The organism is Lysobacter enzymogenes (assembly GCF_023617245.1).
Classification (GTDB): Bacteria; Pseudomonadota; Gammaproteobacteria; order Xanthomonadales; family Xanthomonadaceae; genus Lysobacter; species Lysobacter yananisis.
Map to the genome: position 1 here is coordinate 2984749 of NZ_CP067396.1, position 22143 is coordinate 3006891.

Below are 22143 nucleotides of genomic sequence, written 5' to 3' on the forward strand. Positions count from 1 at the left end.
GGCGTGAGGACGGGAGTGGACGGACGGCGGCGGCTCAGTCGATCTCGACGCTGAGTTCGGCGCCGTCGGCGCCGATGCGGATGCTGCGCGGCGGCGGCAACTCGGCGTCGCGTTCGAGCAGGCGCCGGCTGATCGTCGGCAACAGCGCGTGGGTGAGGATGGAATCGATCATGCGGCCGCCGGATTCGGACTCGGTGCAGCGCTGCACCACCAGTGCGATGACGTCCTCGCCGTAGCGGAACTGCGCGCGGTAGCGCGCGGCCACGCGCTGGGCGATGCGCTCGAGCTGCAGCCGGGCGATGCGCGCCAGCAGCGCGTCGCCGAGCGGGTAATAGGCGATGGTGACCAGGCGACCGAGCAGCGCCGGCGGGAACACCTTCAGCAACGGCGCGCGCAACGCCTGGCCGAGCGCGTCCGGGTCCGGGGTCAGGTCCGGGTCCGCGCACAGACTGGTCAGCAGTTCGGTGCCGGCGTTGGTGGTCAGCAGGATCAGCGTGTTGCGGAAATCGATGCGGCGGCCCTCGCCATCTTCCATCCAGCCCTTGTCGAACACCTGGAAGAAGATCTCGTGCACGTCCGGATGCGCCTTCTCGACCTCGTCGAGCAGCACCACCGAGTACGGGCGCCGGCGCACCGCCTCGGTCAGCACCCCGCCCTCGCCGTAGCCGACGTAGCCCGGCGGCGCGCCCTTGAGCGTGGCCACGCTGTGCGGCTCCTGGAACTCGCTCATGTTGATGGTGATCAGGTTCTGTTCGCCGCCGTAGAGGGTCTCGGCCAGCGCCAGCGCGGTCTCGGTCTTGCCGACGCCGGAGGTGCCGGCGAGCAGGAACACGCCGACCGGCTTGTCGGGGTTGTCGAGGCCGGCGCGCGAGGTCTGGATGCGCCGGGCGATGGCCTCCATCGCATGGTCCTGGCCGACCACGCGCCGGCCCAGCAGCGCCGGCAGTTCCAGCACCGTGCGCACTTCGTCGCGGGCCATGCGCCCGAGCGGGATGCCGGTCCAGTCGGCGACCACCGAAGCCACCGCCTGGTAGTCCACGCTCGGCAGCACCAGCGGGCGCTCGCCCTGCAACGCCGACAGTTCGGCCTGCAGGGCGCGCAGTTGGTCGAGCAGCGACGGCGCGTCGGGGTCGGCCGGCGCGTGCGCCTCGCCGTCGCCGCGGATCGGCGCTTCATCGTTTGCGAGTTCCTCGTCCGCCGCTGCGTCGTCTGCCGGCTCGGCGTGCGCCATCGCGGTCGCGCCGGCTTCGCTCGCGGCGACCGCTTCGCCGAGTCGGGCGCGCAGCGCCAGGATGCGCTCGACCAGGGCCTTTTCCGCCGCCCAGCCCTGCTGCAGGCGTTGTTCGTTCTCACGCAGGTCGGCGAGCTCCGTGCCGACCCGGCCGGCGCGCTCGGCCACGTCCACGCCGATGCGGCCCTCGCGCTCGATCATCGCCTGTTCGGTCTCCAGCACGGCGATGCGCTTGCGCGCGTCGTCGAGCTGCGGCGGCACCGCGTGATGGCTGATCGCCACCCGCGCGCAGGCGGTGTCGAGCAGGCTCACCGACTTGTCAGGCAGCTGCCGCGCCGGGATGTAGCGATGCGACAGCCGCACCGCCGCTTCCAGCGCCTCGTCGAGGATCTGCACGCGGTGGTGCTGCTCCATCGCCGCGGCCACGCCGCGCATCATCGCCACCGCGCGCGCCTCGGCCGGCTCTTCGATCTTGATCGGCTGGAAGCGCCGGGTCAGCGCCGGGTCTTTCTCGATATGGCGCTTGTACTCGGCCCAGGTGGTCGCGCCGATGGTGCGCAGGTTGCCGCGCGCCAGTGCCGGCTTGAGCAGGTTGGCGGCATCGCCGGTGCCGGCCGCGCCGCCGGCGCCGACCAGGGTGTGGGCTTCGTCGATGAACAAGACGATCGGCCGCACCGACGCCTGGACCCGGTCGATGACCTGGCGCAGCCGGTTTTCGAACTCGCCCTTGACGCTGGCGCCGGCTTGCAGCAAACCCACGTCGAGCACGCGCAGCTCGACCTCGCGCAGCGCCGGCGGCACGTCGCCCTCGGCGATGCGCAACGCGAAGCCCTCGACCACCGCGGTCTTGCCGACGCCGGCCTCGCCGACCAGCATCGGATTGTTCTGCCGGCGGCGCATCAGGATGTCGACCAGCTGGCGGATCTCCTCGTCGCGGCCGACCACCGGGTCGATGCTGCCGGCGCGGGCCTGCGCGGTCAGGTCGACGGTGAAACGCGCCAGCGCATCGTCGCCGCCGGCGACGGCGCCCTGCCCCGGCGCGGCCTCGGCCGGCGTCGCGGCGACGTCCAGCGCGTCGTCTTCGGGCGAGCCGGCGACGATGCGTTCGAGTTCGTCGGTCAACGCTTCGGTGCGCAGCGCGGCGAACTCGGGCGACAGCGCCAGCAGCGCGTTGCGCAGGCCGCGGGTCTGCGCGATCGCCACCAGCAGGTCGCCGCTGCGCACGCGCTGGCGACCGTAGCGCAGGCTGCAGTACAGCCAGGCCCGCTCCACGGTCTCCTCGACGTGCGCGGAAAGATCGAAGTGCGCGCCGCCGCCGCTGCGCGGCAGCCGGTCCAGCGCCTGGGTCAGGTCGCGCGCCAGCCGCGCCGGCTCGATGCCGAAGTGGCGCACGATCCGATGCACGTCGCCGTCCTGCAATTGCAGCAGCTGGTACAGCCAGTGCGACAGCTCCACCTCGGGGTTGCCGCGCAGTTTGCAGAACACGGTCGCCGACTCGATGCTCTGGTACGCGATCTTGTTGAGCTTGCCGAACAATGCGGCGCGGCTGATGTTGGCCATGGCGGTTCCCGTTGCGGAAGTGGGTTCAGGCGTTGAGGGCGGGGTGCAGGACCAGGTCGTCGGCGTGCTCGGGCTTGCGGTAATCGCCCATCCACAGCGATTGGCCCATGCGCTGCGACTTGCCCAGCCGCGGCGGCGGCACCTGGCTGCGGTCGAGCACCAATTGCAGGTCCCACAGGTATTCGTCGCCGCAGTAATGGCGCACCAGCGCGACCAGCTCGCGCAGCGCGCGCCCGCCGGGCAGGAACTCGCGGTAGCGCGGCAGGTCCAGCGGCCCGATGCGCAGGCGGAAGCGGTGCTGGGCGTTGCGGAACTTGGCGCCCATCGTCGCTTCCTGGCCCAGCCGCGCGGCTTGCCGGCCCATGCCGAGGCGGCCGTCCGGCGGCAGGTCCAGCCAGTCGGCGAAGAACGACTGCACCGTCAGCGGCACGTCGAACAAGGTCCGGATCGCCGCCTGCAGTCCTTCGGCGTTGCGCGCCTGCGCGGCGAAGCGTCCGGCGAAGTAACGGCGCACGTCCGGCGCCAGCGCATCGCGTTCGCGCAGCGCCGGCTGGCCGACCCCGACCAGCGCATCGACGTGGCCGCCGAAGCGGTCCTGGCCGGGGCGGTCGGCGTGCACGGTCGGCCGCGCATCGGCCCAACTGCGGTACCACAGCGCGATCATGCGGTGATGGAACAGGTCGGCGAACGCGGCCAGGGTCGGGTCCTGGTCCATGCGTTCGCGCTCGATCGCGTATTCGGTCAGGTGCAGCGGCAGCGCGCCTTGCGGGCCGAACAGGCCGAGCGGAAACGTGCGCAGCCGCGGCGCGCGTCCGCCGCCGGTTTCGTCGAGGGCGTCGACGCTGCGCGGGGCGAAGTCCAGGCTGGCGCGCTGGCCCAGCCGCACCGGCTCGTCCTGCGGGCGCGCGGCCTGGCCCAGGCGCGGGTGTTGCGGGTACGCGCACTCGATCCGGCGCAGCGCCTCGAACAGTTCGAAGTCCTGCGGCCGCTCTCGCAGCGCCCGCAACAGGCGCGCGGCGTCCGCCGACGCCGCGCCGCGGGCTACAGGATCGGTCGGTTTCCGAGCCTTGCGGGCCATCGGTCCACCTCGTTGCGTTCGAGCGTGCGCAGCACGGTCTCGGTGAAGGAATTCATCGATGCCTGGCGGGCGAAGAAATGCCGCAGCACCGACGCCAGCAGGTACGCGCCTTGCCCTTCGAAGGCGGCGTCGTCGCAGGTCAGGGTGATCTCCAGTCCGCGGCCGTACGTGGCCGGCCCCGGCAGCGGCAGCCGGCGCACGATCGGGCGCGAGGCGACCCGGCGGATGCCTTCGACCTGGCGCCGCGCGGCGCTGTCGTGCGGGTCGTGGTACAGGGTCAGCATCTCGCGGATCGCGCTGGCGCCGTCCTCGCCGTCGTCGAGCAGCGACAGGTAGTTGAGCTGCAGGTGGCTGATCAGACGCCAGCGCGAATCGCCGGCGGCGACCGCGGCGCGCGGCCGGGTCGGCCCGGCGACGCAGCGCGCCGCGCCGATCGCGGCGGCGTCGTCGAGCAGGAAATCGGTGCCGGCCTTGCCGACCGGCATGTGCAGCGGCAGGTCGCGGTTGGTGCACAGCATCTGCAGGCCGAGCTGGCGCAGATCGTGCGCGTACGGCGCCTGCTCGCCGTCGACCAGGGCGATGAAGGTCTCGCTGCCGACGTAGCTGGAACGCGCGCCGTTGTGCTTCTGCCCCTGCGACAGCCGGCGCGGATGCCGGCGCAGCGCATAGAACGCCGAGCGCCGCTCGTGCCAGCTGCGCCCCTGCGCGGCGTAGAACGGCTCGAAACGCTGCAACGGCTCGTTGGCGTCGCCGTAGCCCTCGACCTGGGCGACGCTGTAGACCTCGAAATCCATCGGCCGGGTGCGGTCGGCGAGCAGGTGGTGCTCGGACACGCCCTGGCGCAGGTGGATGCGGTCGCCGCGCTTGGGGAACAGGTTGATCGCCGGGGTGCAGTACAGGCGGAAGTTGTCGGCGCCGACCGCGTTGTCGAGCCGCTCGGCGACGCGGTCGAACAACACCACGATCTCGAACCCCAGGCAGGACGCGCGCGGCAACAGCTCGGACAGGCCGGAGAATTCGGCGAACAGGAACCGCTCCGGACAGGCGAAATATTCCTGCAGCAGCCGATAGCCGCTGAACGAGCGCTCGCTGCGCGGCAGCAAGGCCTGCGCATCGTCGAAGCCGACCTCGCCGATGCGCTCGGGTCCGAACGTGCGGCTGAGGTAGCTGCCGTTGGGGCCGGCCGCGGCGCGCACCACGAAGCCGGTCGCGTGCGCGTGCAGTTGTTCGTACAGGCAGCCCGACTGGCCGTCGGCGCCGGCGATGAACAGCGGCAGCCGGTCCAGGTTGAGCATGTCCACGCTGAGCCCGGGCTCGACCGCGAAACTCAGGCGCAGGCCGGCCTTGACCCCGGCGTCGGCGGCGATGCCGATCGCCGCCAGCGCCGCCGGCGAGGCCAGATAGGCCGCATCGGTCAGGCGCAGCGGATACAGCACCACCTCGTGCGCGGTGCGGTACTCGCACGGCGTGCGCTCGCCGTGGCCGAGCAGCGAGTGCAGCGCGGTATCGCGCGGCAGGTGGTGGCCGGCCGGGTCGATGCCCTCGCCCGCCTCGGGATGCAACTGCACCACCGCCATCGACGGCAGCGGCGCGAGAAAATGCGGGTACAGCATCTCCAGCAGGTGCGCGGCGAACACCGGCTGCTGCGCTTCCAGCTCCAGCTGCACGCGCGCGGCCATGAACGCGAAGCCTTCCAGCAGGCGCTCGACGTACGGGTCGGCGCACTCGATGCCGCTCATGCCCAGGCGCCCGGCGACCTTGGGGTAGTCGCGGGCGAACTCCGCGCCCATCTCGCGCAGGTGCTGCAGCTCGCGGTTGTAGTGATGGAGCAGGCGCGGGTCCATGGTCAGCGCTCGCCCTCCACCAGGCTGAAACGCCCGGTTTCCAGGTCGACCTCGGTGCGCAGGTACAGGCTCAGCGGGATCGGCTGCGCCCACATCTCCGACTCGATCACGAACGACAGCGCCAGGTGGTCGCTGCGCTGCGGGTCCACGCGCGCGGTCACCTGCAGGCCCGAGGCCAGCAGGCGCGGTTCGAACGCCAAAATCGCGGCCTGGATGCGGCTTTGCAGCGCGCTCACGTCCAGGCCTTCGAGCAAGGTGCCGGCCAGGTCGGGAATGCCGTAGTTCAGTACGCTGGCGGCGACGTAGGGATGCGCCTCGAGCGCTTCGTCGGACCAGTGCCGGGTGCAGTTGAGCAGCCACGACAGGTCGCGGACGATGCATTGGCGCAGTTTCGCCGCGGTGATCGCGCGGGCGTCGCGGCTTTCGACGATCTCGTGCCGGTTCTCGTCGATGAGCCGGTCCAGCAACGAGGGTTGCAGCCGTTCCTGCTGGCTCAGCTCGGCCATGCGGCGGCCTCGCCCGGCGGCGGATCGAAGCGGATGCGGCGGATCTCCAGCAGCGGATGCTCGCCGCGGTCGCTGAGCAGCATGCGCTGGCCGAGTCCGCGCGCGGCGGCGGCGTCGCCGCTCCAGTCGGTGCGCCGGCCCAGGCGCAGGGCGATGTGCTCGCTGTGTTCGCTGCCCGGATAGCGGCACGGCACCAGCCCGGCGACCGCGTCGCCGTTGCGCCACACCAGCGTGGCCGGTTGCCACAGCAGGTCGCGCAGGCTCACCGGCGCGTCCAGCACCACCTCGCTCAACTGCGCGAACGCGATCCAGGCATAGCCGGTTTCCAACACCACTTCCAGGCACGGCCCGAAGCGCGGATCGGCATCGCACAGCCACTGGAAGGCGACGCCGTCGATCTCGCCGGCGGCGGCTTCGGCCTGGGCCAGCGCCACCTCGCGCCGCTGCGCGGCCTCGGCGGCGAGCCCCTGGCTGTCCTGGCGCAGCGCCAGCAGCAGGTCGTGCTGCCACTGGCCGGCCTGGCCCAGCAGCAGCGGCATCATCTGCCCGGACATCACCTGCTCGCGTTCGAGCTCGGCGTCGAGCACGCGCGAGTAGGCCGCGGCGAGATCGCCGTGGCCGGCGTCGAGCCGCGCCGACAATTGCAGTTGCTCGCGCGCCCGGCTCCACTGGCCGGACGCGGCGAGCAGTTGGAACAGGCCGATGCGCAGCTCCGCATCGGCCGGATGCTGCTTCGCCCATTCCATCGCCGAACGCAACGCCAGGTCGAACTCGCCCCGCTTGAGCAGGCTGGAACACTCTTGCTGGGACTGCGAAACGGTACGGATCATGGCGCGGTCGGCTCTGGAATGGACGAGGCGGCGGAACCCGGATCGCGGCGCGGACGCCGCGACGCGCGGATCAGGACTTCTTGACTTCCTGCATCGAGAAGGTGAAGTCCTTGGTGCCGCCCTGCTTCTTACCCTTGTCGTCCTGCGGCTGGAAGGCGTACTTGAACTTGCCGAAATGCAGGGTGATGTTCTCGGTCAGGCGTTCTTCGCCGCCGCTGCCGCCGGTGGAAACCGCGGTCACCATGACGCCGTCGCTGAGCTCGATGGTCAGGAAGTCGGTCTGCTCGCCGGTGGCGTTGGTCACGTACAGCGTGGCGTTCTCCACGCGCGCGCCGGTGCAGCAGGCGTTGAGCAGCGCGTTGGAGCACGAGTCGATGTACTTGGTGATCGAGATGTCCTGCACGTTGGCCTTGCCGCCGGCGGCGTAGCCGGCGCCGGTGTGCAGGTTGCCGGTGTTGCTGGTGCCCCACGACCAGGCCAGGATCGGCACCTCGTCCTTGTGCTTGGAATGATTGGACGCGCCCTTGATCTCGACGTCGCCCGGACCGAACTTCAGATGCATGTCGTATGCCACGGCTTATCTCCGTTTCAGCGGTTCTGGGAAAAGCCGGGAGCGTCGGAGCGGCCTGCGCCGCGCCGTTCGCGCCCGGAGTTGCTTGGCTGGGATTGCGTTGGGGGTTACTTGGCTTGCGCGGACGGCAGGCGGGAGACCAGGCGCAGCGACACGGTCAGGCCTTCGAGCTGGTAGTGCGGGCGCAGGAAGAACTTGGAGGTGTAGTAGCCCGGGTTGCCCTCGACTTCCTCCACCTGCACCTCGGCCGCGGCCAGCGGCTTGCGCGCCTTGGCTTCCTCGCTGGAGTTGGCCGGGTCGCCGTCGACGTAGTTCATGACCCAGTCGGTCAGCCAGCTCTGCACCTGTTCGCGGGTGCTGAACGAGCCGATCTTGTCGCGCGCGATGCACTTCAGGTAATGGGCGAAGCGCGAGCACGCGAACATGTACGGCAGGCGCGCGCTCAACGCCGCGTTGGCGGTGGCGTCGGGGTCGTCGTACTCCTCCGGCCGGCCCAGCGACTGCGCGCCGATGAACGCGGCCATGTCGCTGTTCTTGCGGTGCACCAGCGGCATCAGGCCCATCTTGTCGAGCTCGGCCGAGCGGCGGTCGGTGATCGCGATCTCGGTCGGGCACTTCATGTCCACGCCGCCGTCGTCGGTCGGGAAGGTGTGCGCCGGCAGGCCTTCGACCGCGCCGCCGGACTCGACGCCGCGGATGCGCGTGCACCAGCCGTAGAGCTTGAACGAGCGGTTGACGTTGACCGCCATCGCGTAAGCGGCGTTCTGCCAGGTGTAGCGCGAGGAATCGGCGCCTTCGGTGTCCTCTTCGAAGTCGAACTCTTCGACCGGCTCGGTGCGCGCGCCGTACGGCAGGCGCGAGAGCGTGCGCGGCATCGCCAGCGCAAGGTACTTGGCGTCGTCGCTGCCGCGCAGCGAGCGCCAGGCGGCGTAGTCCGGGGTGGTGAAGATCTTGGCCAGGTCGCGCGGGTTCGACAGCTCGCCCCAGCTCTCCATGCCCATCAGGCTCGGCGAGGCCGCGCCGATGAACGGCGCGTGCGCGGCGGCGGCGATCTGGCCGATGCCGCGCAGCATTTCCACGTCCTGCGGGCTGTGGTCGAAGTAGTAGTCGCCGATCAGGCAGCCGTAGGGTTCGCCGCCGAGCTGGCCGTACTCTTCTTCGTAGACCTTCTTGAACACCGGGCTCTGGTCCCAGGCGACGCCCTTGAAGCGCTTGAGGTTCTTGCCGAGTTCGGCCTTGGAGACGTTGAGCACGCGGATCTTCAGCAGCGTGTCGGTCTCGGTGTTGGTGACCAGGTAATGCAGGCCGCGCCAGGCGCCTTCCATCTTCTGGAACTGGGCGTTGTGCATGACCAGGTTGAGCTGCTCGCTGAGCTTGCGGTCGATCTCGGCGATGTAGGCGCTCAGGGTCTGGGTGACGTCGGCGCTGATGATGTCGCTGCGTTCGAGCACCTGCTCGGCGAGCGTGCGTACCGCCGAGCGGACTTCCTCGCCGGCGCGTTCGTTGCGGGGGCGGAACTCGCGCGCGAGCAGCGCGGAGAAATCGTTGATCGACGGCGCGTCTACCGACGGCGTGGTTTCGAGCGCTTCGGCGGTGGCGACGGCTTTCTGGGTAGTGGCCATGATCGTCGCCTCACTCGCGCTCGGGGTTGGGCGTGCTGGCCAGGGCGCGCAGCAGGGCCGGATCGCGGATGGTGTCGGCGATCAGGCGCTCGGCGCCGGCCTTGCCGTCCAGGTAGGTGCTCAGGTTGGACAGCTGGGTGCGCGCCTCCAGCAGCTTGGCCATCGGCTCGATCCGCTTGACCACTTCGGCCGGGGAGAAATCCTCCAGCCGCTCGAAGGTCAGGTCCACCGCCAATTCGCCTTCGCCGGTGAGCGTGTTGGGCACGCTGATCTGCACTCGCGGCTTCATCGCGCGCATGCGGCTGTCGAAGTTGTCGACATCGATCTCCAGCGCCTTGCGCTCCTCGATCGGCGGCAGGTCGACGGAGTTGGCGCCGGACAGGTCCGACAGCACGCCCATCACGAACGGCACCTGGACCTTCTTCTGCGCGCCGTAGATTTCCACGTCGTACTCGATCTGCACGCGCGGGGCGCGGTTTCTTGCAATGAACTTCTGGCTGTTCTGAACGGACATGCCGCCTCCGGGGTTGCTCAGACAAGTGAGCTCCGCCGTCGTGCGTCGAACCAGCCGACCGGCGAGCCCGGTCTGTTTACCCGCGGGCGGCGCCGGCGCGGAAATCGATATTCGGTATAGGACCCATCGCCGTGGCTGATTCCGTTATGCGTGGTTCTTTGTGCAATGCAATTCGCATTTTTATAGCGAATTCTTCGCCATACCGGGCTTTACATTCGTTGCTTCGGCCGGCATAAGCGGCGCTTCGCTGCGGCCCGGCATCGCGCATCGCGGACTGTGACCCACGTACGCAAGCCCGCCGGCGCTGCGTGAGGGTATGCGTAGACAGAACCGATGCGTCGCGGCCGCGGTTGCGGTGCAGTTGCCCGGTGTCGCCGAAGCAGGCGCGGCGATGCGACCGGCGGCGGCGTCCTTGCGATGCACGCCGCCGCCTTCGATGGGCGAACGGGCGCGATCGGCGCCCGCCCGTATCCCTTGGCGCTGCCAGCCGGCCCGCCCCACCGGCTGTTCGCGCGGATGCGCGCGCGATCGCGCCGCAGCGCCTCAGTCGATCCGGAACTGCCCGCGGCAGCCGTTGCTGACCCACACGCCGTTGCGGTCCCAGCCCCAGCTCTGGCCTTCGATGCACGGCGAATTGGAGTTCTGCCGGATCAGGCGCGCGCCGCGGCGTACGCTGGCATTGCAGCGGTTGAGACGGTCCTTGTTGGAATCGCAACTCAGGACCTGGCCGCCGCCGCGATCGCCCCAACCTGCTCCGCTCTGGCCCCAGCCGCCTCCGCCGCCGCGACCGATCTCGAAGTCGGCGCGGCAGCCCTGCGACACCCACACGCCGCGGCGATCGTAGCCCCAGCTGCTGCCCTGCACGCACGAGGAATTCGACAACTGCCGGCTCAGGCGCACGCCGCCGCGCGTATCGGCCTGGCAGTAGCGTTGGCGGCCGCCGTCGGATTCGCAGCGGATCGTGTCGCCGCCGCCGTAGCCACCGTGGCTGCCGTATTGCGGCGCGGCCTCGGCTTGCGCGCACAGTGCCAGGCCGGCGGCCAGGGCCAGGCCGGAAGCGATGCGTACGTACATGTGTTTCTCCTTGTCGAGTGTTTCGTAGTCGGGGGAACCGTGAACCGACGGACGCCGCGGGCGCGCGAATTCCATCGCACGCGGATCGCCGCGACGCGACGGCGCACGGGCGCGTGCATGATGCGCGGCGATGCTTGCGCGAACCTTGTCGCTCGCGCGCTTCGCCGCGACGTGACCGTGCGATTAACGCGCGAGGCGTATACCGCAGCGGAAAACCGCCGCGCATAGTTCGCGCAAGCTTCGCTGGCTAAGGTCGCCCGGCTGAACGCCCCGCCCCCGGGGGCTCGTCCGAGTCAAAAGCCGACCGCCATGAATCAGGAAACCCGCTACGGCCTCACTTCCGCGGCCTGGAACCCGCGCCCCGCGCGCCGCCGCTCGTCGTGGCTGCGATCCATTCCGCGCGAAGAGCGCGCCAACGCGCTGACCCATGCGGCCGGCGCGCTGGCGTTCGCCGTGCTGGGCGCCTGGCTCGTCGACGCCAGCCTCGGCAGCGGCTCGTTCGCGCTGGCCGCATCGGTGTGCGTGTTCGTCGCCGCACTGCTGGCGATGTACGTCGCCTCGACGCTGTACCACGGCAGCGCCGACGCCGCGCGCAAGCCGTTCCTGCGCGCGCTCGACCACTGCTCGATCTATCTGTTGATCGCCGGCACCTACACGCCGTTCGCGATGGCGCTGGGCGGCGGTTGGGGCGCGTTGCTGCTGGCGATCGTATGGCCGGCGGCGACGATAGGCATCGCGCTGAAGCTGCGCGCGGCGATCGGCCGGCGCTGGATCTCGACCGCGATCTATGTGGCGATGGGTTGGGTGGTGGTGATCGCCGCGCATCCGTTCCTGCAGCATTTCGCCCGCCCGACCTTGTTGTGGCTGGCCGCGGGCGGGCTGGCCTACACCGCCGGCACGCCGTTCTATCTGATGTCGCGCCGCCGCCCCGCGCTGCATGCGTGGTGGCATGGCTTCGTCATCGCCGGCAGCGCATTCCACTTCATCGCCGTGGCCACGCTCGTGCTCGGCGCTACGAACGCGACGCAGGGCTGACATGCCGCATCCGTTAGCGTTCGCCGCGGCCCTGCGCCCGCCGGCGCGCCACTGGCTCGGTGTCGCGCTGGCGCTCGCCTTGGCCGGCTGCGCCAGCGGCCAGCGGCCGCAGGTTCCGTCGCTGGTTCTGCCACCGGTTTACGACGACGCCGGCCGCGCGCAATTGCCGCCGGCGGCGCTGGATGCGTGGTGGCGCGGTTTCGACGACGCGCAACTGCAGGCGCTGGTCGAACGCGCGCTCGACGCCGGCGTCGACGCTCGCCTCGCGCTGGCGCGCCTGGACGAAGCGCGTGCGATCCGCGGCCAGGCGCTGTCGGCGTATGCGCCGCAAGGCGCGCTGCGCGCCAGCGCCGAACGCACGCGCAGCCGCGATCTCGACGACGGCCCCGATCCGGCCGACGAACGCGCGCGCAGCGCGTCGCTGCCGGTCGGCTGGGAGCTCGACCTGTTCGGCCGTCGCGCCGCCGCGCGCACCGCCGCCGACGCGGATCTGGCCGCGGCGCGCTTCCAGTACGAAGCCGCGCGCGCGGCGGTCGCGGCGAAGGTCGCGCAGACCTTGTTCGAGGCGCGCGGTCTGGCCGCGCGGTTGGACGACGCGCGCGAGAACGAACGCATCCAGGGCGCGCTGGCCGAGCTGCTGCGGCGACGTGTCGAACGCGGCCTGGCGGCGGCCGCCGACGGCGACCGCGTCGGCGCCGAACTCGCGCGCAGCCAGGCGGAGCGGCTGGCGCTGCAGGCCGAACTGGACGCCGCCCGGCGCGCGCTGCTGGTGCTCAGCGGCGACGCGTTCGCGCCGGCCGAGGCGTTGCCGCTCAGCGCCGAGCTGGGCGCGGCACCCGAGGTGCCGGCGACGCTGCCGGGCGACCTGCTGGACCGCCGTCCCGACGTGCGCCAGGCGCAGGCGCGGATCCACGCCGCGGCCGGCGCGGTGCGTCTGGCCGAGCTCGACTTCTTTCCCAAGCTGACCCTGCAAGCCACCCCCGGCGTGTCGTGGCAGCGCGGCGCGCTCGATGCCTCGCGCTCGTTCTGGACCCTCGGCGCCGGCCTCGCCGTGCCGGTGCTGGACCGGCCGCGGCTGCTCGCTGCGCTGGACCTGCAAGGCGCGCGCGGCCAGCAGGCCGCGCTCGGCTACGAACAAGCGGTACAGGCCGCCTTCGCCGAAGCCGACCAGGCGTTGCTGCGCCTGGCCGCCGCGCGCAAGCGCGCACATACGCTCGACGACGGCGAGCTCCGCGCCCGTCGCGCGTTCGATGCCGCACAGGTTCGCTTCCAGCGCGGCCTCGGCGACCTGCAGGCGCTGCTCGACGCCGAAGCCGCGTGGCGGGCTACGCGCAGCGCGCGCACCGCGGCCCGGCTCGACGCGCTGCTCGGCGCGGTCCAGGCGTGCAAGGCGCTCGGCGGCGGCTGGTCCGCCACCGCGCCGGGCGATGCCTGATCCGCGCCCCGTTCCCCATTCCACCGTTCCTGCGACCGATCCGACCATGAATTCGACCACCGCCTGCCTGCTGCTCGCCGGCGCCACCGTGCTGCTGTGCGCGTGTTCGCAACAAAAACCCGCCACGCCGCGGGTGCCGGAGAGCGTGCGCGCGGTGACGGTGGCGCGGGTGGAAAGCCGCGCGCTGGCCAGCGCCGCCAGCGCTTCGGGCTTGCTGGTCGCGCGCGAGGAAGCCGCGGTCGGCGTCGAACAGGCCGGCGTGCGGGTGCTGCGGGTGCTGGTCGAGGAAGGCGCGCGAGTGCGCGCGGGCCAGCCATTGGCGGTGCTCGACGACGCGCTGCTGCGTGAACGCCTAGCGCAGGCGCGCGCGCAGGCGGCCCAGGCCGGCAGCGAAGCCGAACGCGTGCGCGGCCTCGACGGCAGCGGGGTTATGTCGGAGGAAGAGATCGGCCGCCGCCGCAGTCAGGCCCGCATCGCCCAGGCGCAGTTGCGCGAACTGGAAACGCAGTCGCGGCAGACCACCGTGCGCGCGCCGGTGTCTGGCGTGGTGATCGAGCGCAGCGCGCGCCCGGGTTCGCTGTCCGGCGGCGAGCCGCTGTTCCGCATCGTCCGCGACGACCAGGTCGAACTCGACGCCGAAGTGCCCGAAACCGCGATCCTCGGCATCGAGCCGGGCCAGCCGGTCGCGGTCACGCTCGCCGACGGCCAGGTCTTCGCCGGCCGGGTGCGGCTGGTGAGCCCGCGCATCGATCCAAAGACCAAGCTCGGACGCGTGCGCGTGGCGCTGCCGGTCGATGCCGACCTGCGCGTGGGCGGCTTCGCCCGCGCCGCCTTCGCCGGCCGCTCCGCGCCGGTCGCGACGGTGCCGGAAAAGGCCGTGCATTTCGAAGCCAGCGGCCCGCAACTGACCTTGATCGACCGCGACGACCGCGCCCGCCGGGTCGCGGTGAAGACCGGCCGGCGCTCGGGCGGCGTGGTCGAATTGTTGCAGGGACCGCCGGTCGGCAGCCGGGTCGCGCTGGCCGGCGGCGCGTTCCTGATCGACGGCGACCGGGTCCGTCCGGAACCGGTCGCGCCGGCGCCGAAGCCCGCGTCGGCCGCCGCGGAGCGCTGACATGAAACTCGGCATCTCCGCCTGGTCGATCAAGAATCCGATCCCGGTCAGCGTGCTGTTCATCGCCCTGCTGCTGGCCGGCCTGGCCGGCTACAAGGCGCTGCCGATCAAGCTGTTCCCGGACGTGTCGTTCCCGATCGTGCAGGTCGCCGTCAGCCTGCCCGGCGCGGCGCCGTCGGAGGTCGAAACCCAGATCACCCGCGAGATCGAGGGCGCGCTCGCCAGCATCGCCGACGTCGATCACGTCAGCTCGACCGTGTCGCTGGGCCTGTCGTCGACCACGGTCGAATTCGTCGTCGGCGCCGACGCGCAGAAGGCCACCGACGAGGTGCGCGCGGCCATCGACGGCGTGCGCGCGACCCTGCCGCGGGGGATCGAAGAGCCGGTGGTGCGCCGCTTCGACATCGACCAGATGCCGATCCTGACCTACGCAGTGTCGGCACCGGCGATGTCGGACGTCGAGCTGAGCTGGTTCGTCGACGACACCGTCGCGCGCGAAGTGATCGGCGCGCGCGGCGTCGCCCAGGTCGCCCGCGTCGGCGGCGTCGAGCGCGAGATCAACGTCACCCTCGACCCGGCCCGGCTGGAAGCGCTGGGCCTGAGCGCGCCGCAGGTCAACGACGCGCTGCGCGGCTTCAGCGCCGACATCGGCGGCGGCAGCGCGCGCATCGGCGGCCACCAGCAGACCGTGCGCGTGCTCAACGCGGCGCAAAACGTCGAAAGCCTGCGCCAGCTGACGATCCCCACCGGCGACGGCCGCAGCGTGCGCCTGGGCGACGTCGCCCAGGTCGGCAGCGGCGGCGCCGAACGCAGCAGCCTGGCCCTGCTCGACGGCGCGCCGGTGGTCGGCTTCCAGGTCATGAAGACCAAGGCCGCCTCCGACGTCGAAGTGGAAGCGGCCACGATCGAGGCCGTCGACGACCTCGCCCGCCGCCATCCCGGCTTGCGCTTCACCCGCATCCTGTCCTCGGCCGAGAACACCCGCCACAGCTTCGACGCGACCGTGCACACCCTGGTCGAGGGCATGCTGCTGGCGGCGCTGGTGGTGCTGGCGTTCCTGCGCGACTGGCGCGCGACCGCGATCGCCGCGGTGGCGATGCCGATCTCGCTGGTTCCCACCTTCGCGATCATGGCGCTGCTGGGCTTCAGCCTGAACATGATCACCTTGCTGGCGCTGACCCTGGTGATCGGCATCCTGGTCGACGACGCCATCGTCGAGATCGAGAACATCCAAAAGCGCATCCAGCTCGGCGAGACGCCGTTCCAGGCGGCGTTCGAAGGCTCCGATGCGATCGGCCTGGCGGTGACCGCGACCACGCTGGCGATCGTGGTGGTGTTCCTGCCGGTGTCGTTCCTGAGCGGCTTCATCGGCCAGTTCTTCTTCGAGTTCGGCATCACCGTGGCGGTGTCGGTGCTGTCCTCGCTGGTGGTCGCGCGCATGCTCACGCCGCTGATGTGCGCCTACTTCCTCGCCCCGCAGGCGCAGGCGCACGAACGCAAGCCGTTCCGCGGCCCGTACCGCCGCGCGTTGGACTGGGCGCTCGACCACCGCTGGATCTCGCTGGCGCTGGGCGTGGCGATCTTCGTCGGCTCGCTGTTCCTGGCCGCGGCGCTGCCGACCGGCTTCACCCCGCCGAGCGACAACGGCATCGTGCAGATCTCGCTGGAAGGCGCGCCCGGCGCGACCCTGGACGACCTGCAGGCCTCGACCCAGCGCCTGACCCGCGAACTGCGCAAGCGCCCGGACGTGCAGAGCGTGTTCGCGACCCTCGCCACCGACGCCGCCGGCAGCAGCGGCGTCACCGTGCTGCTGCGCGCCGACCGCGAGCTGACCACCCAGCAATTCCAGGCCGACATCCGTACGCTGATGCTGTCGATTCCGGACGTGCGCCTGGGCTACGGACCGGCCGGGCAAGGCGGCAGCACCGTGGTCCAGGTGCTGCTGTCGAGCGAGGACGGCGCCGCGCTGGAACAGGCCGCGCGCGCGCTGGAGCGGCAGATGCGCGGCCTGCCGGAACTGGCCAACGTGCACGAAGTGACCCCGCGCCCGGGCACCGAGCTGATCGTGCGGTTGAAGCCCGAGCAGGCCGCGCGCCTGGGCGTGAGCCCGGAAGCGGTCGCGGCGATCGCGCGGGTGGCGACCATCGGCGACATCGACGCCAACTCGGCCAAGTTCAACGCCGGCAGGGAGCGGCTGACCGTGCGGGTCCGGCTCGACGACGCCGCGCGCGGCGATCTCGACGTCATCGGCGCCTTGCGCGTGCCCACCGCCAGCGGCGCGTCGGTGCCGTTGTCGGCGGTCGCCGACCTCGGCTTCCAGGCCGGCGCGGCGCGGATCGAACGCTACGACCGCGAACGCCGGGCGATGGTCGAGGCCGAACTGCACGGGGTCTCGCTGGGCCAGGCCATGGCCAGGATCAACGCCCTGCCGATCCTCAGGCAGCTGCCGCCGGGCGTGACCAACCCCGCCTACGGCCAGGGCGAGAGCCAGGTCGAGCTGTTCGCCAGCTTCGGCCTGGCCCTGGCCGCCGGCATCTTCATGATCTACGCGGTGCTGGTGCTGCTGTTCCGCAGCTTCTTCAAGCCGATCACGATCCTGGCCGCGCTGCCGCTGTCGCTGGCCGGCGCCTTCCTCGGCCTGCTGCTCGGCGGCGCCGAACTGGGCCTGCCGGCGCTGATCGGGCTGCTGATGCTGATGGGGTTGGCGGCGAAGAACTCGATCCTGCTCGTCGAGTTCGCGATCGAGGCCGAACGCGACGGCGCCAGCCAGCACCAGGCGCTGGTGTCGGCCTGCCGCGAACGCGCGCGGCCGATCGTGATGACCACCTTCGCCATGGCCGCCGGCATGGTCCCGACCGCGCTCGGGCTCGGCGAAGGCTCGGAGTTCCGCGTGCCGATGGCGCTGGCGGTGATCGGCGGACTGATCAGTTCGACCGTGCTGTCCCTGGTCCTGGTGCCGGTGGTGTACGAATTCGTCGAGGACGCCGAGCTGTGGCTGACGCCGAAACTCTCGCGGCTGATCACCCACAACCCGGCCGAACCGCAGGCGCCGTCCAGGGCAGGCGCCGCGGCGGCCAGCGTGGGCGCGGGCGATGGCGGCGGCGCTTGAGCGCGCGCGGGCGACGCGGCCCGGCGCGGTCGTGCGCGCGCAGGGCCGGCGCGAACGGGACTATCATGCCGGCGACGCTGTGCGCGTTGCAGATGCCGCCGGAGCCAGCATGCGCAACCCTATCCTGTTTTTCTTCCGCGTGCCGTCGCTGAGCCGCCGCATCGCCTGGCGGGTCGGCCTGGGCGTGGTGTCGTTGATCTTCGTGCTGTTCGCGATCCTGTGCGTGGTGCTGTGGAAGCCCGAAGCGCGCACGATCTACCGCGACACCGCCGACGACGCGGCCCAGGCCATCGACCGGCGCGGCGCGACGCTGGTCCTGGACCCGGCGCGGCTGCCGCAACGGCTGCGCGAAGCGCCCGAAACCGCTTGGCTGGCGGCGGTGGACGACGCCGGCCATACCCTGACCTGGGGCAAGCTGCCCGCCGAATACCGGCCGGTGGTGGCGATGCTGCCGCTGCTGAGCGACTCCGACCTGCGCAGCCCGGACCCGCGCCTGGCCGCGACCCTGGTCGTCGCCGAGCGCGACTGGGGCCGGTTGCGCATCATCGTCGGCGGCGTGCCCGAGGAAGGCGTGATCGGCCTGTTCGCGCCGCTGTTCTACTTCGTCGGCCTGTGGATGGCGCTGCCGGTGGCGATCGTGATCCTGCTGCTGGTGCCGTGGATCGTGCGCCGCGGTCTGCGCGGCATCGGCGAGGTCGCCGAGCAGGCGCGCGGAGTCGACATGAACCGCCGCAGCCGCCACCTCGACGCCGCCGCGGTGCCGTCCGAGCTCAAGCCGCTGATCGACGCCTTCAATCAGGCGCTGGACCGGATCTGGGACGCCGCCGAAGCGCGCGACCGCTTCCTCGGCAACGCCGCGCACGAACTGCGCCTGCCGATCGCGATCGTGCGCGCGCGCGCCGCGGCGCTGTCCGCCGGACCGTCCAAGACCAGCCTGCTCAGCGACATCGTGCGGCTGGAGAACATCTCCGAGCAGTTGCTGGATCTGCAGCGGATCGACCGCGGCCTGGTCGCCAACGACACCCTGGACCTGGTCCAGGTCTGCCGCGAGGTCGGCGAGGACATCGCGCCGCTGCTGGTCAAGGCCGGCTACGCGTTCTCGTTCGACGCGCCCGCGCAGCCGGTGTATGTGTCCGGCGATGTCGGCGCCTTGCAGCGGGTGGTGATGAACCTGCTGCAGAACGCCATGACCCACGGCGGCGGCGCCGGCGGGATCGAACTGAGCGTGTCGGCGGACGCGCGCATCAGCGTGTCCGATGCCGGTCCGGGCATCGCCGAAGAGGAGTATCCGCAGATCTTCTCGCCGTTCTACCGGCTCAATCCGTCCGCCCAGGGCAGCGGCCTGGGCCTGCACCTGGCGCGCGAAGTGGTGACCCGGCATCGCGGCAGCATCCGCGTGTCGCGATCGTCGCAAGGCGGCGCGCGCTTTTGCGTGCAACTGCCGCTGCTGCGGCCGCCGGCGCGAGGCGCCTGATCATGCGCATCCTGCTGGTCGAAGACGATCAAGGCCTGTCGCAGGCGCTCAAGAGCGCGCTGGCCGCGCACAGCATCGTGCTCGACGTCGCCGCCGACCTCGGCGCGGCGCGGCGCGCGCTGAGCGACGCCGACTATCGCGTGCTGATCCTGGACTGGCAGCTCCCTGACGGCGAAGGCATTTCGCTGATTCCGCTGGCGCGGCGCGCGCAGCCGGGCCTGCCGGTGCTGATCCTGACCGCGCGCCACCAGGTCGAAGACCGCATCCAGGGTCTGGACGCCGGCGCCGACGACTACATCACCAAGCCGTTCGACGTGAACGAACTGCTGGCGCGCATCCGCGCGGTGTGCCGGCGCCCGACCCAGCAGCAGATCCCGAGCATGACCCTGGGCGCGCTGCAATTCGATTTCGGCGACCGCTGCGCCAGCCTGCACGGGGTCCGGCTGAACCTGCCGCGGCGGCAGCTGTTGGTGCTGGAGGCGCTGTGCCTGCGCGCCGGCCGCACGGTCTCGCGGGCCAAGCTTCAGGAAGCGGTGTACGGCTTCGACGACAACATCGAATCCAACACCTTGGAATCGCATATCTCCCGACTGCGGCGCACGCTGGCGCCGGCCGGCATCGAGATCCATGCGATGCGCGGTTTGGGCTATCTGCTGCAGGCGGCGGACGGGGCGGACGAGTCGTAGCGCGCCATCGCACGCCCGTATGCACGACGCGCATCGTGCCGCGCTCGCCGATAGCCGCCGGTTTCGCGCATCCGGCGCAACACGGACGGGATCGACGTAGACCGGCGCCGCGGGGTTTCAAGGCCCGGCCTTGTCCGCCGCCGCAGCCGCCCCGCCGCGCAACTCGCTGCGGACCAGCGCCGCGCCGTTGAGCGAGAACGGTTGCGCGACCATGCCTTCGGGGCGCGGCACGCGCATCATCGTGGGTTCGTACGAGGCGTCGACCAGGCGGATCGCGTAGGCCGTTCCGGGCTTGAGCTGCAACTCGAGCCGCAGCGGCGCGTCGCCTTGTCCGTACAGGTCGAGCATCCATTCTTCGCTGTCGTCCGCCTGCGCGTTCGGGTATTCGACGCCGGCGATCGCTGCGCGCAGTACGGTCGCGCCGTCCACGCTCAACATCATCCGCGGCGCGTTGCGTGCGGAGGCTATGGTCAGTTCGAGCGTGCGCGCATGCGCTTCGGCGCGTTCGGCGTCGAGCCGCAGCGTCGGCGGCGCCAGCACCGCGGGCGTCGCACCGGCCCAGAACGGATCGGAATCGGGACCGAAGAACTCCGGCATCGTCCGCTGCGTCGGCGATGCGCCGAGGTAGCGGCTGGTCCAGGCGTCGGGCCGGTCGTCGCGCGAAATCCACCAGGCGTTGCCGCTGGCGGCGTCCTGCGCATACAGCAAGCTGTTCTGGCGCGGATGGACGGTGTCGAAACCGGCGGTGACCGAGCCGATGGCGAGCAGCGCCAGCGCGGCCAGCCATGGGCCCCAGCGCCCTGCCCCGCTTCCGCCGATCTGCGCCAGCAACGGCGCGAGCAGGCCGAACAGCAACATGGCGGCGATGCCGGCGACGAATGCCAGCGACGGGGTCAGCGCCACGAACAGCGCCCACAGCACTATCGCGAACAGCGCCACCCCGGGGATCGCCGCGGCGGTTTGCACGGCCAGCCGGGCGTTCGCCGACATGCCGCGGCCCGGGCGCGCCAGGCTCGCCCAAGTGCCGGCTTGCACCGCCAGCAGCGGCCACAGCAGCAGATAACCGGCGCCGGGCACGACCGCGGCGGCCCAGCACAGCAGCGCGGTCCAGACCAGCATTGCGGCGAATCCGGCTTCCAGCGCGCTGCACCAGCGCGCCGTCGCGGCCAGCAGCGCGGTCTGCACGCCCGCGGCTACGGCCAGGAACGCGAGCAGGTACCAATGGCTGTTGTAGGTATCGCCCTGCAACAGCGTCGCGTAGTCCGGATGCAGCCAGCCGACCGCGATCCACAGCGCCTGGCACGCGCCGCCGGCCAGGACCAGCCCCAGCGCGAACAGCGGCAACGCGCGGGCCACGCCGGCGCCGCGGATCGCGCCGTTGCGCAGCCCCGCGACGAGCAGGACCAGGCTCAGCGCGACCGCCAGCGCGGTGAATGCGATCGCCCAGCCTGCGCCGTAGTTCGGCATGCCCAGGCCCGGCGCATTGAAGAACACCCGATCCTCGCCGTGGATATGCCGCAGGTCGGATTCGCCGAAGCTGCGCGCCGCGGCGAGCATGTTCTCGCCCAGGTGCTGCACGCTGTCGGGTTGCAGGCGGTCGATCCGGTCGATCTGGGTGTGGTAGTGGGTGTGGCCTTCGATCGCGGCGAAGTTGAGCCCGGCGATGCCGGCCTGCTTGAACACCTTGAAGTCGGTGCTGTTGGGCATGCGCCGATACAGCTCGTAGCCCAGCGAACCGCCGATCGGATGCGGCGCCGCCGCGGCGAACTGCGCCACCAGGCGGCCGTTGCCGGCGCTGGTTTCGAACAGCATCGACGGACCGCGGTTGCCGCGGAAATCGAAGTTCAGCACCAGCCCGATCCGCCGCGCCCAGGGATGCTGGGCGACGAAGGCCTCGGCGCCGAGCAGGTCCGCTTCCTCGGCATCGGTGAACACCACCATCACGTCGTTGCGCAGCGGCGCGCCGGCGCGCAGCGCGCGCAAGGTTTCCAGGACCGCGGCGACCGAAGCGCCGTTGTCGGCCGCGCCCGGACCGGTGGTGACCGAGTCGTAGTGCGCGACCAGCGCCAGCGCCGGGCCCGGCTCGCGCCCGGGCAGGCGCGCGACGATGTTGTGCACGGTGCCGGCGACCACGCCCCAGCGGTCGGGCTTGGCCACGAACGCGGTCTGCACCTGCGGCTGCAGGCCGAGCGTTTGCAGTTCGGCGAGCAGGTACGCGCGCACCCGCGCGTTCTCGGCGCTGCCGACCGGATGCGGCCGGGACGCGATCGACGGCAGGTGGCGCATGGCGCGCGCGGCCGAGAACTCGTTCGCCTCCGCGTTGTCGTCGCGCGCGGACGGCGGTCTCACGTCCAGCCACGCGGCGGCGGCGCACGCGATCAGCACCAGCAAGGCCAGGCAACGGGCCGCAGCGCCGGGCCGGAAGGAAAGCGAGGGCGGGATCGTCATAGGCCGCAGACC

Annotated in this window: 16 protein-coding genes; 6 read left to right on the forward strand and 10 right to left on the reverse strand. The window is 71.4% G+C overall.

Going from position 1 to position 22143, the window contains the following annotated elements:
- Nucleotides 1-34: 34 nt before the first annotated feature.
- The 9 genes from tssH to JHW41_RS12645 form a co-directional block, all read right to left on the reverse strand.
- Nucleotides 35-2791, reverse strand: coding sequence for a type VI secretion system ATPase TssH (tssH, locus tag JHW41_RS12605; protein WP_250450592.1), 2757 nt, complete (start codon nucleotides 2789-2791; stop codon nucleotides 35-37).
- Between the two features lie 25 nt (nucleotides 2792-2816).
- Complete coding sequence (gene tssG, locus JHW41_RS12610) at nucleotides 2817-3869, reverse strand: type VI secretion system baseplate subunit TssG (RefSeq protein WP_250450594.1); 1053 nt, start codon at nucleotides 3867-3869, stop codon at nucleotides 2817-2819.
- Nucleotides 3833-5713: a type VI secretion system baseplate subunit TssF gene (gene tssF / locus JHW41_RS12615; protein ID WP_057947650.1), complete on the reverse strand. Its 1881-nt coding sequence runs from the start codon at nucleotides 5711-5713 to the stop codon at nucleotides 3833-3835. Before tssF ends, tssG begins: the two co-directional genes overlap by 37 nt.
- Before the next feature lie 2 nt (nucleotides 5714-5715).
- Nucleotides 5716-6219 (reverse strand): type VI secretion system baseplate subunit TssE, encoded by a 504-nt coding sequence (tssE, locus tag JHW41_RS12620; RefSeq protein ID WP_078995358.1) that lies wholly within the window; start codon nucleotides 6217-6219, stop codon nucleotides 5716-5718.
- The gene (locus tag JHW41_RS12625) at nucleotides 6207-7049 is read right to left on the reverse strand and encodes a type VI secretion system accessory protein TagJ (RefSeq protein ID WP_057947648.1); all 843 of its coding nucleotides are present in this window, start codon (nucleotides 7047-7049) and stop codon (nucleotides 6207-6209) included. Before JHW41_RS12625 ends, tssE begins: the two co-directional genes overlap by 13 nt.
- Before the next feature lie 70 nt (nucleotides 7050-7119).
- Entirely contained in the window at nucleotides 7120-7623 is a 504-nt protein-coding gene (locus JHW41_RS12630; protein WP_057947647.1) for an Hcp family type VI secretion system effector, read from the reverse strand.
- Between the two features lie 104 nt (nucleotides 7624-7727).
- The gene (gene tssC, locus JHW41_RS12635) at nucleotides 7728-9242 is read right to left on the reverse strand and encodes a type VI secretion system contractile sheath large subunit (RefSeq protein ID WP_250450596.1); all 1515 of its coding nucleotides are present in this window, start codon (nucleotides 9240-9242) and stop codon (nucleotides 7728-7730) included.
- 10 nt (nucleotides 9243-9252) lie between these two features.
- Complete coding sequence (gene tssB / locus JHW41_RS12640) at nucleotides 9253-9756, reverse strand: type VI secretion system contractile sheath small subunit (protein WP_057947645.1); 504 nt, start codon at nucleotides 9754-9756, stop codon at nucleotides 9253-9255.
- Between the two features lie 543 nt (nucleotides 9757-10299).
- Nucleotides 10300-10830 carry a DUF3011 domain-containing protein gene (locus JHW41_RS12645; protein WP_078995425.1) on the reverse strand — a complete coding sequence of 177 codons (531 nt, stop codon included), beginning with the start codon at nucleotides 10828-10830 and terminating at the stop codon, nucleotides 10300-10302.
- A 309-nt stretch (nucleotides 10831-11139) separates the two neighbouring features.
- Between JHW41_RS12645 and trhA the strand changes: the two genes are divergently transcribed.
- The 6 genes from trhA to JHW41_RS12675 all read left to right on the forward strand — a co-directional run bounded on the left by trhA (nucleotide 11140) and on the right by JHW41_RS12675 (nucleotide 19683).
- On the forward strand, nucleotides 11140-11865 hold the full coding sequence (trhA, locus tag JHW41_RS12650) for a PAQR family membrane homeostasis protein TrhA (RefSeq protein WP_250450612.1): 726 nt from the start codon (nucleotides 11140-11142) through the stop codon (nucleotides 11863-11865).
- A 1-nt stretch (nucleotide 11866) separates the two neighbouring features.
- The gene (locus tag JHW41_RS12655) at nucleotides 11867-13300 is read left to right on the forward strand and encodes an efflux transporter outer membrane subunit (protein WP_250450614.1); all 1434 of its coding nucleotides are present in this window, start codon (nucleotides 11867-11869) and stop codon (nucleotides 13298-13300) included.
- A gap of 46 nt (nucleotides 13301-13346) precedes the next feature.
- Nucleotides 13347-14414, forward strand: a complete 1068-nt coding sequence (locus tag JHW41_RS12660; protein ID WP_250450616.1) for an efflux RND transporter periplasmic adaptor subunit — start codon at nucleotides 13347-13349, stop codon at nucleotides 14412-14414.
- 1 nt (nucleotide 14415) lies between these two features.
- The gene (locus JHW41_RS12665; RefSeq protein ID WP_250450618.1) at nucleotides 14416-17523 is read left to right on the forward strand and encodes an efflux RND transporter permease subunit; all 3108 of its coding nucleotides are present in this window, start codon (nucleotides 14416-14418) and stop codon (nucleotides 17521-17523) included.
- Nucleotides 17524-17632: 109 nt separating this feature from the next.
- A complete protein-coding gene (locus tag JHW41_RS12670; protein WP_250450620.1) occupies nucleotides 17633-18997 on the forward strand; it encodes a sensor histidine kinase in 1365 nt (454 codons plus the stop codon).
- A gap of 2 nt (nucleotides 18998-18999) precedes the next feature.
- Nucleotides 19000-19683, forward strand: a complete 684-nt coding sequence (locus JHW41_RS12675; protein ID WP_057947640.1) for a response regulator — start codon at nucleotides 19000-19002, stop codon at nucleotides 19681-19683.
- Between the two features lie 117 nt (nucleotides 19684-19800).
- On the opposite strand, the gene JHW41_RS12680 is transcribed toward JHW41_RS12675, so the two are convergent.
- Nucleotides 19801-22131 carry a M20/M25/M40 family metallo-hydrolase gene (locus JHW41_RS12680; protein ID WP_250450622.1) on the reverse strand — a complete coding sequence of 777 codons (2331 nt, stop codon included), beginning with the start codon at nucleotides 22129-22131 and terminating at the stop codon, nucleotides 19801-19803.
- Nucleotides 22132-22143: the final 12 nt, after the last annotated feature.